This window comes from Rugamonas violacea (assembly GCF_016461825.1).
Taxonomy (GTDB): domain Bacteria; phylum Pseudomonadota; class Gammaproteobacteria; order Burkholderiales; family Burkholderiaceae_D; genus Rugamonas.
This window is the reverse complement of record NZ_JAEMNU010000137.1, coordinates 1-13,660: the sequence shown is the minus strand read 5'-3', so window position 1 is coordinate 13,660 and position 13,660 is coordinate 1. Positions and strand designations below refer to the sequence as shown.

Genomic DNA, 13,660 nt, shown 5'->3' with positions numbered 1-13,660 from the left:
GGCCGAATTTCGACGACAAATAGTTTGAATCCGATCCGTCTTGATCACCGTATAAGGAGCTGCACATGCCGGCGTGGGCCGGAGCGACAGGTGGAGGATCTCATGGCACAACATCGCCACAAGCACGCGCGCCAAGCCAGGCTGGCCGCGCTGGCCGGCCTGGGCGCATTGGCGCTGCAGGCCGCCGCCGCCGACAGCGTCGACCCCGCGCGGCGCGCGGCAGCCGACATGGTGGTGGCCAGCGTGACCGTCAACGGCCACTACGACAACGCCGTCGGCAGCGCCGACGCCGCCAGCCAGGGCACGGTGAACGCCGAGCTGATCGCCAGCCGGCCGGCGCTGCGCACCGGCGAGCTGCTCGAATTCGTCCCCGGCATGATCGTCACCCAGCACAGCGGCGACGGCAAGGCCAACCAGTACTTCCTGCGCGGCTTCAATCTCGACCACGGCACCGACTTCGCCAGCTTCGTCGACGGCGTGCCCGTCAACCTGCGCAGCAACGCCCACGGCCAGGGCTACGCCGACCTGAACTTCCTGATCCCCGAACTGGTGCGCCGCATCGACTACCGCAAGGGCGGCTACTTCGCCGACGACGGCGATTTTAGCGCCGCCGGCGCGGCCCGCATCGCGCTGGCCGAGCGCCTGCCGAGCGGCCTGGCCAGCCTGTCGCTGGGACAAAACGGCTACCGCCGTGGCGTGCTGGCCGACTCGTTCGCCGCCGCCCGTGGCACGCTGCTGTACGGCTTGGAACTGGGCCGCAACGACGGCCCCTGGCAAACGCCGGAGCGCATGCGCAAGGCCAGTGCTGTGCTCAAATACAGCGTCGGCGACCGGCGCGACGGCTACAGCGTCAGCGCCATGGCCTACCACAACAGCTGGCACGCCAGCGACCAGATCCCGCTGCGCGCCGTGCGGGCCGGCCTGCTCGACCGCTACGGCGCCGTCGATCCCAGCGACGGCGGCGCCAGCGCGCGCTACAGCCTGGCCTACGCGCGTCATCTGCGGCGCGACGACAGCAGCAGCGAACTGACGGCCTACCTGGTGCGCTCGCGGCTGGACCTGTTCAGCAACTTCAGCTACTTCCTCGACGACCCGCTCAACGGCGACCAGTTCCGCCAGAGCGAACGGCGCAACATGGCCGGCCTGGACGCCAGCCACGCCTGGCTCAGTGCTGGCGCCGGCGCCATCGAGATGCGCAACAAGGTGGGGGTGCAACTGCGCTACGACCATGTCGAGCCGCTGGCCCTGTACGCCACCAGCGCGCGCCAGACCACGGCCACGCTGCGCCAGGACCGCGTGGGCGAGGCCAGCGCCGCCGTCTACCTGGAAAACACCAGCTACTGGCTGCCGGCGCTGCGCAGCGTGGCCGGCCTGCGCTACGACAGCTACCGCTTCGACGTCGCCAGCAGCGTCGCCGGCGCCTCCGGCCGCGCCAACGCCGGGCGCTTCTCGCCCAAGCTGTCGCTGATCCTCGGCCCGTGGCGGCAAACGGAATACTTCATCAACTACGGCGCCGGCTTTCACAGCAACGACGCGCGCGGCGTCATCCCAAGCCGGCCGGCCGACGCCGGCCCAGAGATGCCAGCAACGGCAGCAACGGCAACAACGCCAGCGACGGCAGCGCCGGCGCTGACGCCGCTGGCCGGCACGCGCGGCGTCGAGCTGGGCTTGCGCAGCGAGCTGCTGCCCGGCCTGCAAAGCTCGCTGTCGCTGTGGCGCCTCGACCTGGCCTCCGAATTGGTGTTCGGCGGCGACAGCGGCAGCACCGAGCCGCGCCGCGCCAGCCGGCGCAGCGGCATCGAATGGAGCAACCACTACATCGCCGCGCCGTGGCTGCTGTTCGACCTCGACCTGTCCGCCTCGCGGGCGCGCTACCGCAACCACGACCCGGCCGGCGATTACGTGCCGGACGCGCTGGCCAGGGTCGCCTCTTTCGGCGTCGGCGTCAAGGACCTGGGCCGCTGGTCAGGCGCATTCGAGTTGCGCTACCTGGGGCCGCGTCCGCTGGTCGAGGACAACAGCGTGCGCTCCCACTCGACCACCCTGGCCTCCGCCCGCCTGAGCTACCGCGCCGGCACCGCCACCACCGTCACGCTGGACGCCTTCAACCTGTTCAAGCGCCGCGCCAGCGACATCGAATACCTCTACACCTCGCGCCTGCCCGGCGAGGCGGCCGCCGGCCGCGAGGACATCCACTTCCACCCGGTCGAGCCGCGCGCGCTACGCCTGACGCTGACGCAGCGCTTCTGAATATTTTTGAATTGTTTGAATCCGGCGCGACACCGGCGCCGTATATGTCTCTGCAACACATCACCGACCAACCACCCACGGAGGATTCAGATGTCAACCATCGCAAAACACGCGCTCGGTGCGGCGCTCATCGGCACCCTGGCCGGCAGTTTCGGCACGGCGGCCCTCGCGTCCAGCCACCGCGAAGCGCCCTTCATCACGCAAAGTCCCAAGGTCGACGGCACCGACTTCTACATGTTCCGCAGCTACGAGCCGGGCCGGGCCGACTTCGTCACCCTGATCGCCAACTACGTGCCGTTGCAGGATGCCTACGGCGGCCCGAACTTTTTCAATATGGACCCGAACGCGCTCTACGAAATCCACATCGACAACAACGGCGACGCCAAGGAGGACCTGAGCTTCCAGTTCCGCTTCAGCCGCAGCAACAAGGACGGCAAGTTCAACGTCGGCGGCAAGCAGGTGTCGATCCCGCTGGTGATCAACGGCGGCCCGATCGACAGCGTCAACCCGGCCGGCTTGAACGTGCGCGAGACCTACGCCGTGACGGTGGTGCGCGGCGACCGCCGTGGCGGCCAGCGCGCCGCCGTGGTCAACGCCGACACCGGCAGCGCCGTCTTCGACAAACCGGTCGACAACATCGGCAACAAGGCCATCCCCAACTACGCCGCCTACGCCGCCAAGCACCTCTACAACATCAGCATCCCCGGCTGCGCCACGCCGGCGCGCATGTTCGTCGGCCAGCGCAAGGACCCGTTCGTCGTCAACCTGGGCGAGACTTTCGACCTCATCAACATCAAGGCGCCGGCCACCGAGTTCGCCGCCAACGCCGAGCGTGCCGCCAAGGACGACCTGGCCGACAAGAACGTCACCTCGATCGAACTGGAGATCGCCGCCGCCTGCCTGAGCACCGGCGGCGATCCGGTGATCGGCGGCTGGACCACCGCCAGCCTGCGCCAGGGCCGCCTGCTCAATCCGCTGCCCAACGGCGGCCCGGCCTCGGTCGAAGGCGGCGCCTGGACCCAGGTGTCGCGCCTCGGCATGCCGCTGGTGAACGAGCTGGTGATCGGCCTGAAGGACAAGGACCACTTCAACAGCAGCAAGCCGTCCGCCGACGCGCAGTTCGCCCTCTACGTCACCAACCCGACGGCGCCGGCGCTGGTCGAGGTCCTGTACGGCAAGGCGGGCGCCAAGGCGCCGACCAACTTCCCGCGCAACGACCTGGTGACGGTCTTCCTCACCGGCGTCAAGGGACTGAACCAGCCGGCCAAGGTGACCCCGTCCGAAATGCTGCGCCTGAACACGGCGATCGCGCCGGTGGCGATGGGCGCGCAGAACCGGCTCGGCGTCATCGAGGGCGACAACGCCGGCTACCCGAACGGCCGGCGCCCCGGCGACGACGTGGTCGACATCACCCTGCGCGTGGCGATGGGCAAGCTGTGCATGCTCAATCTCGGCTGCGCGCCAGCCGACGCGCCGGCCGGCGGCCTGCACTTCACCGACGGCGCCTATCTCGACGACAGCGCCTTCAACGCCGCCTTCCCCTATCTGAAAACGCCGATCGCCGGCTCGCCGCAGCAGTGAGGCAGCCAATCAACAGGAGAGCACCATGAAAAAAATCAGCTTGATACCGGCCATGGCCATGGCCGTGGCCCTAAGCGCCTGTGGCGGCAGCGGTGGCGGCGGACAAACCGGCATGCCGCCACCGGCCACCGATCCCGCCACGCCGGGCCTGCCGGTGCTGGACGCCTTCTTCGCCGCCGTGCAGGCGCTGATCGGCGACAGCAGCGACAGCGCCGAACCCGTGGCCGTCGACAGCGTTACCGTCACCATGCCGGAGAACGGCGAGCCGACGACGCTGAAGTAGCACCGGCGGCAGCCGCCACACCGGCGTCGATCCGTATCGACGCCGGTGCCGGGCGGCCGCGCCACCGCCGAAGCAGAGCAGAGCACAGCGCAGCACAGCACAGCACAGCATTTCTTCAGGAGTGACCATGAGACGCACATACACCCACCGTCTGGCGACCTGGCTGGCATTGGCCACGACGGCGCTGGCGGCCGCCTGCCAGGCGGCGCCCCACACTCCGGCCAGCGGCGACCAGGTCATCGAGCTGCTGCCACGCCGCGCCGACGCCGCCCAGCGCGCATTGCGCCAGCTACGCGACAAGCTCACCACCCAACCCGACAACCTGGCACTGGCCACCGACCTGGCGCAACGCTACATCGCGCTGGGCCGCGACAGCAGCGATCCGCGCTACCTCGGCTACGCGCAGGCGGCATTGGCGCCATGGTGGCGACTGAGCGCGCCGCCGGCCGAGGTGCGCCTGCTGCGCGCCACGCTGCTGCAAAGCACACACCACTTCGACGCCGCCTTGGCCGACCTGGAGCAGGTGCTCCTCGCCCATCCCAAGCTGGCCCAGGCCTGGTTGACGCGCGCCACCGTGCAGACCGTGCGCGGCGACTACGCCGGCGCCACCGCCAGTTGCGCCCGCGTCGCCGCGCTGGCCACGCAACTGGTCGCAGTCACCTGCCTGGCCAATGTCGGCGCCGTGACGGGCCGCGCCCTGCCAAGCGAACAGCTGCTGGAGCTGACACTGCAACGCAGCGCCGGCGCGCCGCCCGAGGTGGCGGTATGGTCGCTGACGCTGCTGGCCGAGATGGCCGGCCGGCGCGGCGCCGCCGACCTCGCACAAACGCGCTTCCGCCACGCCCTGGCGCTCGCCCCGCGCGACGGCTACCTGCTGGGCGCCTACGCCGACTTCCTGCTCGATCAACAGCGGCCGGCCGAAGTGATCGCGCTGCTACGCGAACAAACCCGTGTCGACGCGCTGCTGCTGCGCCGCGCCCTCGCCCTGCAACAGACGCCGGGCACGGCGGCCGCGCTGGCCGCCGACGTGCGCGAACTGGCCGCCCGCTTCGCCGCCGCCACGCAACGCGGCGACCGCGTCCACCAGCGCGAGCAGGCCCGCTTCGAGCTGGCCTTGCGGCACGACCCAAGCGCGGCCCTGGCGCTGGCACGGCAGAACTGGCAGGTGCAAAAGGAGCCGGCCGACATTCGCGTCTATCTCGACGCGGCAGTGCAATCGCGTGACGCCGGCGCGGCGCGGCCGGTGCTCGACTGGATCGCCGCCCACGGCAGTGACGACGTCGCCGCAGCGCGCTTGCTGCGCCAGTTGAAGGGCGGTGCGTGATGGGCCGGCCGCTCCTGCTGCTGCTCGCGCTCCTGCTGTGCTTTGCCGCGCCGCCCGCCTACGCCCACAAACCCAGCGACAGCTATCTGTCGCTGGCCATCCACGGCGCACAGATCGACGGCCAGTGGGACATCTCACTGCGCGACCTGGACTTCGCCATCGGCCTGGACGGCGACGGCGACGGCCGCCTGACCTGGGACGAGATCCGCGCCCGCCACCCGGCCATCGCCACCTACGCGCTGCAACGCTTGACGCTGGCCACCGCGCGGGGCGCCTGCAAGGTCGGCGTGGTCGAGCAACTGCTCGACCAGCACACCGACGGCGCCTACAGCGTGCTGCGCTGGCGCGCCGACTGCCCCGCCACCATCACGTCGCTGGAGATCGGCTACCGGCTGTTCGCCGAGCTCGACCCGCAGCACAAAGGCCTGCTGCGCATCGTCCACGGCGACAGCACCGGCACCGCCATCTTCGACCCCGAGCACGCGCGGCAAACACTGTCGCTGGCCGCGCCGGACCGGCTGGGCCAGTTCGCCGCCTACGTCAAGAACGGCGCCTGGCACATCTGGATAGGCTACGACCACATCCTGTTTTTGCTGTCGCTGCTGCTGCCGGCCGTGCTGGCGGCGCCGGGCGCGCCGGCGGCCAGCCTGCGCGCCGCCTTTGTCGATGTGCTGAAGGTGGTCAGCGCCTTCACGCTGGCGCACTCGCTGACGCTGACCTTGGCCAGCCTGTCGGTAGTGGCGCTGCCGTCGCGCTGGGTCGAGTCGGCGATTGCCGCCTCGGTGGTGCTGGCCGCGCTGAACAACCTGCTGCCGCTGTTCCGTGGCCGCCGGCCGCTGGCCGCCTTCGCCTTCGGCCTGATCCACGGCTTCGGCTTCGCCAGCGTGCTGGGCGACCTGGGGCTGGCGCAGGCGTCCCTGCTGAGCAGCCTGTTGGGATTCAATCTGGGGGTGGAGCTAGGCCAGCTGTGCATCGTCGCGCTGTTCCTGCCGCTAGCCTTCGCGCTGCGCGCGACACGCCTGTATCGCGGCCTGTTCAGCGGCGGCTCGGCGCTGATCGCGCTGCTGGCCACGGTATGGCTGGTCGAGCGCGCCTTCGACCTGCGGCTGCTCGGCGCGTGAGCACGCCGACCGGCATGCCCCGCTGCCGTCATTCCCGCGAAGGCGGGAATCCATACCAAGCCACACCGCCAGTTGGCACAAGACAGGCGGGAAGGCGCGGCGCATCCGCTTCCGGCTAACCCTGCGCCAAGCCCAGCTTCGCGGCCAAGCCGATGCGCTGCAGCTTGCCGGTGGCGCCCTTGGGGATCTCGTCGAGGAAGACGATCTTGCGCGGCACCTTGAAGTCGGCCAGGCGGATCGCGGCGAACTCGCGCAGCTCCTTTTCGCTGGCGCTGTGGCCCTGGTGCAGCACCACCGCCGCGCCGACGTCCTCGCCCAGCTTGTCGTGCGGGATGCCGAAAGTGACCACCTGCTGCACCGCCGGATGGTCCATCAGGATCTCGTCGACCTCGCGCGGCGAGATCTTCTCGCCGCCACGGCTGATGATCTCCTTCAAACGGCCGGTGATGCGCAGGTAGCCCTGGTCGTCCATCACGCCCTGGTCGCCGGTGCGGAACCAGGCGCCGACATAGGCTTCGGCGTTGGCCTTCGGATTGTTCTCGTAGCCGGCCGTGACGTTGGCGCCGTGGATGACGATCTCGCCGGTGGCGCCGGCCGGCAGCAGCTGGCCCTCCTGGTCCATGATGGCCACGGCGGGTCCGGCCGCCAAGCCCACCGAACCGGGCACGCGCACCGCCGGCGGCAGCGGATTGCAGGCCATCTGGTGCGCCGCCTCGGTCATGCCGTAGGCCTCGATCAGCGGCGCGCCGAAGACCGCCTCCAACTCGCCGATCACCTGCGGCGGCATCGACGCCGACGACGAGCGCAGGAAGCGCAGAGGATTGGCCAGGATCACCGCGCTGTTCTGCGGCGCGCGCGACAGGATGGTCTGGTGCATCGTCGGCACCGCCGTGTACCAGGTCGGACCGGCCTCCTGCATCCAGCCGAAAAACTTCAGCCCGTTGAAACCGGGCGTGCAGAACACCGCGCCGCCGGCCGCCAGCGGCGCCAGCAAGCCGGCGATCAGGCCATGGATGTGGAACAGCGGCATGATGTTCAGGCCGGTGTCGGCCGCGCCCAGCTGCAGCGAGGCGCCGACGTTGCGCGCCGAGGCGCACACGTTGGCCTGGGTCAGCGGCACGATCTTCGGCCGCGAGGTGGTGCCGGAGGTGTGCAGGATCAGCGCCAGGTCGTCGGCGGCGGCGACGCTGGCCGCCACCGGGGCGAGGCCGGCGACAGCGGCCTTGAGCGGCCGCAGGGTGAAGGCGCCGGCGCCCTGCGCCGTCGGCAGCAGCTCAAGCACCAGGATGTTCAATTTGTCGGCGACGGCCAGCGCCGCCGAGGCGCTGCCCTGCTCGACGATCAGCGCCTTGGCGTTCAAGTCGCCCAGGTAGAACTCGAATTCGTCGGCGCGGTAGGCCGGATTGAGCGGCGCGGCGCAGGCGGCGGCGGCGACGCCGACGAAGGCGCTGGCCATCTCCGGCCCGTTCGGCAGCACGATGGCGACGCGGTCCTGGCGGCCGACGCCGAAGGCGTTCAGCGCGGCGACGGTGGCCGCCGTGTTGCGCCGTAGCGCGGCGTAGCTGAGCGGCTGCGCCAGCGGGGCGCGGATGGCGACGGCGTCGTCGGCGCCGCTCTGCAATAGTTCGGCAATGGTGGTGTAGGCGGACATGGCGGCTTTCTGGGAAGGGGAATTGGTGGCCGCTCGCTCAGCGAGCGGCGCTGGCGATGCGCAGGCTGCCGCCCCGCTCCTGCACGCTGCGGGCCAGCAGCGCGGCGAGGGCGTGGACGGCGGCGATGGTCGGCGTCGGCGTGTCGGTCAGGCGGCCCATCTCCAGCACGCTGCCGACCAGCGCGGCCAGTTCGATCGGCCGGCCGGACTCCAGGTCCTGCAGCATCGAGGTCTTGTGCTGGCCGACCGCCGCCGCGCCGTCGATGCGCCGCTCCAGCGACACCTTGAAGGTGACGCCGAGCCGCTCGCCGACGCTCTGCGCCTCGCGCATCATGTTGGCGGCCAGCTCGCGGGTCGGCGCGAAGGCGCAAATGTCGGCCAGCGTGGCGTGGCTCAAGGCGCTGATCGGATTGAAGCTCAGGTTGCCCCACAGCTTGACCCACAGCTCGGAACGGATGTCGGCGCTGATCGGCGTCTTGAAGCCGGCCGCGCGCATGGCCTCGGCCAGCGCCTGGATGCGCGGCGTGCTTTGGCCGTCCAACTCGCCCAGCGAGAAGCGGTTGCCCTCGATGTGCTGGACCACGCCCGGCGCCGCCATCTCGCAGGCCGGATAGACGATGCAGCCGATGACGCGCCCGACGTCGAGCGCGGCCGAGACCACGCCGCCCGGATCGACCGACTCGACGCGCTGGCCCTCGTGCGGCCCGCCGTGCTTGTGGAAGTACCACCAGGGCACGCCGTTCTGCGCCGTGACGATGAGCGTGTCCGGCCCCAGCAGCGCCGGGATCTGCGCCGCCACCGGCGGCAGTTGGTGCGCCTTCATGGCCAGGATCACCACGTCCTGCGGCCCCAGCTCGGCGATGTTGTCGCTGGCGCGCAGCAGGGCGCGCGACTCGCTGCCGTCCTGCTGGCGCAGCACCATGCCATGCTCGCGCACGGCGGCCAGATTGGCGCCGCGCACCACCACGCTGAGCTCATGCCCGCTCTGCGCCAGCTTGACGGCCAACAAACCGCCGATGGCGCCGGCTCCCACCACACATATCTTCATTGTTCCAGGCATTCCCATTGATCGACGGCGCGCGGTCGCGGCCGGCATAGCAGTGGGATTCTAGCGCGCCGCCCGGATTTTCGCTTGCATTAAAAGCAAAGTAGCCTATTAGCAACAATTTTTCAATGAATGAATTATTTCGCAATTAATTTCCATTGTTAAACATTGCTTTTTATACTATTGTTAGCCTACTCACTCCGCTCGCCGCTGGTTTTCTTATGGCGCGGAACAAGAGTCGACGCGGCGCCACCCGCGCGCGTCGCGATGTTCGCTTCCCCCAACCAAGGATATACAGCATGACTACACTGACTCAAGTGCGGCAAGCGGACCGGCCCGCGCCACGCCGCTGGCTGCAGCTCATCATGGGCATCGTCTGCATGGCCATGATCGCCAACCTGCAATACGGCTGGACCCTGTTCGTCCTGCCGCTGGAGCAGAAATACCACTGGGGCAAGGCGGCGATCCAAGTCGCCTTCACCATCTTCGTCGTCACCGAAACCTGGCTGGTGCCGGTCGAGGGTTATCTGGTCGACCGCTTCGGCCCGCGCATCGTGGTGATGGTCGGCGGCGTGCTGGTGGCCATCGGCTGGGTGATGAACTCGATGGCCGACAGCCTGCCGCTGCTGTACGCCGGTGCGGCCGTCGGCGGCGTCGGCGCCGGCGCGGTCTACGGCACCTGCATCGGCAACGCCCTCAAATGGTTCCCCGACCGCCGCGGCCTGGCCGCCGGCCTGACGGCGGCCGGCTTCGGCATGGGCTCGGCGCTGACCATCATCCCGATCTCGGCGGTGATCAAGAACAGCGGCTACGAGACGGCCTTCTTCTACTTCGGCCTGGCCCAGGGCGCGGTGGTGTTCGTCCTCGCCTTCTTCCTCAAGGCGCCGCTCGGCGAGGCGCTGCGCGGCGTCGCCAAGGTGGCGCAGAGCTCGATCAGCATGAAGTGGACCGAGATGATCCGCACGCCGGCCTTCTGGGTGCTCTACCTGATGTTCGTGCTGATGGCCGTCGGCGGCCTGGTCGCCACCGCCCAGCTGGCGCCGATCGCCAAGGACTTCGCCATCGCCGACGTGCCCGTCTCCATCCTCGGCCTGACGCTGCCGGCGCTGACCTTCGCGCTGTCGCTCGACCGCATCCTCAACGGCCTGACGCGGCCCTTCTTCGGCTGGGTGTCCGACCAGATCGGCCGCGAGAACACCATGTTCATCGCCTTCGGCCTGGAGGCCGTCGGCATCGTCCTGCTGAGCCAATTCGGCCACGACCCGTTCTGGTTCGTCATCCTGACCGGCCTGGTGTTCTTCGGCTGGGGCGAGATCTACAGCCTGTTCCCGTCGACCTGCGGCGACACCTTCGGCAGCCGCTACGCCACCACCAACGCCGGCCTGCTGTACACGGCCAAGGGCACGGCGGCGCTGCTGGTGCCGTTCAGCAGCCTGATCACCGCCGCCACCGGCAGCTGGCACACGGTGTTCTACGTCGCCGCCGGCATGAACGCGCTGGCCGCCGTGATGGCGCTGCTGGTGCTCAAGCCGCTGCGCGCGCGCATGCGCAACCTGCGCCCGGTCAAGCCGGAGATGATGGTGGTGCACGGCGCCAGGGCCAACGGTTAAAGCACCGCCCGGCCCGCTTCGCCACGCCGCATTGGATCGCAAGAAACGGGGTGCCGCCATCGTTCTTCGCCGCTAATCTACGTCTTCTTTTACTGACATCGAAGGAGTGGAGATGAATGCATTGAGCGACAAGGTGGCGATCATTACCGGCGCCAGTTCGGGCATCGGCCTGGCCACGGCGCGGCTGTTCGCCCAGCACGGCGCCAGGCTGGTGCTGGTGGCGCGGCGCCGGAGCGAACTCGAGGCGCTGGTCGACCGGCTCGGCGCGGAGCGTGCCGCGGCGTACGTCGGCGACGTCGCCGACGAGGACTGCGCGCGTGGCGCCGTGGCGCTCGCCGTGGCGCTCTTCGGCGGCCTCGACATCGCCTTCAACAACGCCGGCACGCTCGGCGCGATGGGGCCGACGCCCGGCCTCGACGCCGACGACTGGCGCCGCACGCTGGAGACCAACCTCACCGGCGCCTTCCTCGGCGCCAAGCACCAGTTGCCGGCGATGCTGGCGCGCGGCGGCGGCTCGCTCATCTTCACCTCCAGCTTCGTCGGCCACACGGTCGGCATGCCCGGCATGGCCGCCTACGCCGCCACCAAGGCCGGCCTGGTCGGCCTGACGCAGAGCCTGGCGGCCGAGTTCGGCGCCCGGGGCGTGCGCGTCAACGCCATCCTGCCCGGCGGCACCGACACGCCGATGGGCCGCGAGTCGGCCAACAGCGCCGAGGCGCTGGCCTTCGCCGCCGGCCTGCACGCCCTCAAGCGTCTGGCCGCGCCGGAGGAGATCGCCCGCTCCGTGCTCTACCTGGCCTCGGACGCGTCCAGCTTCACCACCGGTGCGGCGATGCTGGTCGACGGCGGCGTGTCGATCAACCGCACCTGAGCGTTACGGCGATCAAGCGCGCGCCGGCCGGACGCGACGCCGGCGCCGCCCCGCCGTCCAACCCGATGGAAGGGGAACGGCATGCGACTCGCGGAATTCATCACCAACAATATCGACGCCCTGCCACCTGCTGCGCAGCGCCGACCGGGCCGTGTACGCGGCCAAGAACAACGGCGGCAACCAGAGCCGCTTCTTCGCTCGCAACATGCACAAGGCCTCGCAGCTGCGCTACCGCCTGATCGCCGACCTGCGCCAGGCCCTGCCCGCCGGCCAGCTCAGGCTGTACTAGCAGCCCATCGTCGAGCTCGTCGACGGCGGCATCCGCAAGGCCGAGGCGCTGCTGCGCTGGTCGCACCCGCAGCGCGGCCTGCTGCCGCCGGCCGAGTTCATCGGCCTGGCCGAGGAGATCGGCCTGATCAACCAGATCGGCGACTGGGTGTTCACCGAGGCGGCGGCGCAGGCCAGGCAATGGGGCGAGCTGCTCGGTGGCACCTTCCAGGTCAGCGTCAACAAGTCGTCGGCGCAGTTCGCCGCCCACGCCCAGCGCCTGAGCTGGGCGGCCCACATGCGCCAGCTGGGACAGGCCGGCAACAGCGTCTCGGTCGAGTTTATGGAGGGCGTGCTGACCAACGTCTCCGAGGCGGCCGGCGACGAGCTGGCCAGCCTGCACCAGGCCGGCATCGAACTGGCGGTCGACCACTTCGGCGCCGGCGCCTCGTCGATCGCCACGCTGAAGAAGTTCGACGTCGACTACCTGGAGATCGACCGCTCCTTCCTGCCCGACATAGGCGCCGACGCCGGCAAGAAGACCATCCTGGAAACCATGATCGCCATGGCCCACAGGCTGGGGCTGAGGGTGATCGCCGAGGGGGTGGAGACGGCCAAGCAGCGCGACTGGCTCAGGGAGGCCGACGCCGACTACGCGCAGGGTTTCCTGTTCTCCGAGCCGGTGCCGGCCGAGCAGTTCAGCGCGCTGCTGGGCGGCGGGCAGGCGCGGCATTGATGTTCGGTTCGGGCTTCGACATTCAAGTCCTGCGGGCTTCTGGTGCCGGGTTCCGCCGCCGGCGCCTCAGCGCGCGCCGGATGACGTCACTCGTCGGCTACGTCGGCGCCCAACTCAAGCGCCTGCGGCCCATCGGCTGCACTGTCTGCGTTTGTGGCGGCAAGCCGAGCACGCCTTGCCTGCGCCTTGGCGGCTTGGAGAAGGCGCCCTCCCTCCGCATGTATCTCAGCTGGGTCAATGCCTTCCAGAACTTGGTCATCGTGCATCGCGAGCAGTTCGTCAACTACCGTGTCGATGAAGTTGTCGAATTTGTTTGTCGCTTTGGTCGTCATGGTTTTCTCCGGTCAGGGTCCAGGTCGACAAGCCTACGCAGCAGCCGATGTCGAACCGCGTCGTATTTCTTCACATCCCATACTAGCTCCTCGCGTGCTTCCCACCCTCTCTAATACTCGCCAACGGCTCACCGTGGACGCCATTGCCGTAATATTTTTCGCTCTCGTCTTGGAGGCGTCGGCGAGGATCACTGGTCGAGCCGCATGCTGTTTAAATCACCTTGCCACGCCAGCTTGCCGCGAAAGCGGCGAATCTGCGCCTGCTGCCTCAGACGGACCAAGGTGCGCAGGCCGAGCTCGACGGCCTCGCGCTTGGTTTTCAGTCCCGTCGCCTTGAGCGCATCTGCCATCAACTGATCGTCAATCACAATAACGGTTCGCATGATAGGCCTCCTCCTTGCACCAAACTCAGATGCTATCTCCTGTTCGAGATAAAGACAGAAGGATGTTGATTTCAGATTGGCAGGTGTCAAACTAAGCTAAGTAGCCGTACAAGACGGTAGTTGTCAACAAAGTTGTCGCGTCACTTCATGCAGCCAGCTTCACTAATTCAGGTTCAGCCCGTTCCGGATTGAGCCAAACCTCGTCC

At 69.0% G+C, this 13,660-nt stretch carries 13 protein-coding genes; 9 read left to right on the top strand and 4 right to left on the bottom strand.

The window, feature by feature from the left end; genetic code table 11:
• Positions 1-102: 102 nt before the first annotated feature.
• The 5 genes from H7U20_RS25515 to H7U20_RS25495 all read left to right on the top strand — a co-directional run bounded on the left by H7U20_RS25515 (position 103) and on the right by H7U20_RS25495 (position 6,559).
• Positions 103-2,250 carry a TonB-dependent receptor gene (locus H7U20_RS25515; protein WP_233411080.1) on the top strand — a complete coding sequence of 716 codons (2,148 nt, stop codon included), beginning with the start codon at positions 103-105 and terminating at the stop codon, positions 2,248-2,250.
• A gap of 90 nt (positions 2,251-2,340) precedes the next feature.
• On the top strand, positions 2,341-3,831 hold the full coding sequence (locus H7U20_RS25510) for a DUF4331 domain-containing protein (protein WP_199761956.1): 1,491 nt from the start codon (positions 2,341-2,343) through the stop codon (positions 3,829-3,831).
• A gap of 25 nt (positions 3,832-3,856) precedes the next feature.
• Complete coding sequence (locus H7U20_RS25505) at positions 3,857-4,114, top strand: hypothetical protein (RefSeq protein WP_199761955.1); 258 nt, start codon at positions 3,857-3,859, stop codon at positions 4,112-4,114.
• 127 nt (positions 4,115-4,241) lie between these two features.
• Entirely contained in the window at positions 4,242-5,438 is a 1,197-nt protein-coding gene (locus tag H7U20_RS25500) for a tetratricopeptide repeat protein (protein ID WP_199761954.1), read from the top strand.
• On the top strand, positions 5,438-6,559 hold the full coding sequence (locus H7U20_RS25495) for a HupE/UreJ family protein (RefSeq protein WP_199761953.1): 1,122 nt from the start codon (positions 5,438-5,440) through the stop codon (positions 6,557-6,559). Before H7U20_RS25500 ends, H7U20_RS25495 begins: the two co-directional genes overlap by 1 nt.
• Positions 6,560-6,674: 115 nt before the next feature.
• On the opposite strand, the gene H7U20_RS25490 is transcribed toward H7U20_RS25495, so the two are convergent.
• Entirely contained in the window at positions 6,675-8,210 is a 1,536-nt protein-coding gene (locus H7U20_RS25490) for an acyl--CoA ligase (protein WP_199761952.1), read from the bottom strand.
• Between the two features lie 37 nt (positions 8,211-8,247).
• Positions 8,248-9,246 (bottom strand): 2-dehydropantoate 2-reductase, encoded by a 999-nt coding sequence (locus H7U20_RS25485; RefSeq protein ID WP_370593252.1) that lies wholly within the window; start codon positions 9,244-9,246, stop codon positions 8,248-8,250.
• A 308-nt stretch (positions 9,247-9,554) separates the two neighbouring features.
• Here H7U20_RS25485 and oxlT point away from each other — a divergent pair, with 308 nt between their 5' ends.
• The 4 genes from oxlT to H7U20_RS25465 all read left to right on the top strand — a co-directional run bounded on the left by oxlT (position 9,555) and on the right by H7U20_RS25465 (position 12,739).
• On the top strand, positions 9,555-10,865 hold the full coding sequence (gene oxlT, locus H7U20_RS25480) for an oxalate/formate MFS antiporter (protein ID WP_199761950.1): 1,311 nt from the start codon (positions 9,555-9,557) through the stop codon (positions 10,863-10,865).
• Between the two features lie 112 nt (positions 10,866-10,977).
• Positions 10,978-11,736, top strand: a complete 759-nt coding sequence (locus tag H7U20_RS25475) for an SDR family oxidoreductase (protein WP_199761949.1) — start codon at positions 10,978-10,980, stop codon at positions 11,734-11,736.
• Positions 11,737-11,887: 151 nt separating this feature from the next.
• Entirely contained in the window at positions 11,888-12,025 is a 138-nt protein-coding gene (locus H7U20_RS25470; protein WP_199761948.1) for a hypothetical protein, read from the top strand.
• 6 nt (positions 12,026-12,031) lie between these two features.
• Positions 12,032-12,739: an EAL domain-containing protein gene (locus tag H7U20_RS25465; RefSeq protein ID WP_199761974.1), complete on the top strand. Its 708-nt coding sequence runs from the start codon at positions 12,032-12,034 to the stop codon at positions 12,737-12,739.
• 86 nt (positions 12,740-12,825) lie between these two features.
• On the opposite strand, the gene H7U20_RS25460 is transcribed toward H7U20_RS25465, so the two are convergent.
• Together H7U20_RS25460 and H7U20_RS25455 are read right to left on the bottom strand one after the other, a co-directional pair.
• A complete protein-coding gene (locus tag H7U20_RS25460) occupies positions 12,826-13,071 on the bottom strand; it encodes a hypothetical protein (RefSeq protein ID WP_199761947.1) in 246 nt (81 codons plus the stop codon).
• A gap of 188 nt (positions 13,072-13,259) precedes the next feature.
• Positions 13,260-13,454, bottom strand: a complete 195-nt coding sequence (locus H7U20_RS25455) for a type II toxin-antitoxin system VapB family antitoxin (protein WP_199761946.1) — start codon at positions 13,452-13,454, stop codon at positions 13,260-13,262.
• Between the last annotated feature and the right edge of the window lie 206 nt (positions 13,455-13,660).

Bases quoted from the DNA above. Each gene is read 5' to 3' on its own strand.
- H7U20_RS25495 (WP_199761953.1), top strand. From the start codon at position 5,438: ATGGGCCGGCCGCTCCTGCTGCTGCTCGCGCTCCTGCTGTGCTTTGCC.
- H7U20_RS25475 (WP_199761949.1), top strand. From the start codon at position 10,978: ATGAATGCATTGAGCGACAAGGTGGCGATCATTACCGGCGCCAGTTCG.
- H7U20_RS25505 (WP_199761955.1), top strand. From the start codon at position 3,857: ATGAAAAAAATCAGCTTGATACCGGCCATGGCCATGGCCGTGGCCCTA.
- H7U20_RS25515 (WP_233411080.1), top strand. From the start codon at position 103: ATGGCACAACATCGCCACAAGCACGCGCGCCAAGCCAGGCTGGCCGCG.
- H7U20_RS25490 (WP_199761952.1), bottom strand. From the start codon at position 8,210: ATGTCCGCCTACACCACCATTGCCGAACTATTGCAGAGCGGCGCCGAC.
- H7U20_RS25460 (WP_199761947.1), bottom strand. From the start codon at position 13,071: ATGACGACCAAAGCGACAAACAAATTCGACAACTTCATCGACACGGTA.
- H7U20_RS25455 (WP_199761946.1), bottom strand. From the start codon at position 13,454: ATGCGAACCGTTATTGTGATTGACGATCAGTTGATGGCAGATGCGCTC.
- oxlT (WP_199761950.1), top strand. From the start codon at position 9,555: ATGACTACACTGACTCAAGTGCGGCAAGCGGACCGGCCCGCGCCACGC.
- H7U20_RS25510 (WP_199761956.1), top strand. From the start codon at position 2,341: ATGTCAACCATCGCAAAACACGCGCTCGGTGCGGCGCTCATCGGCACC.
- H7U20_RS25500 (WP_199761954.1), top strand. From the start codon at position 4,242: ATGAGACGCACATACACCCACCGTCTGGCGACCTGGCTGGCATTGGCC.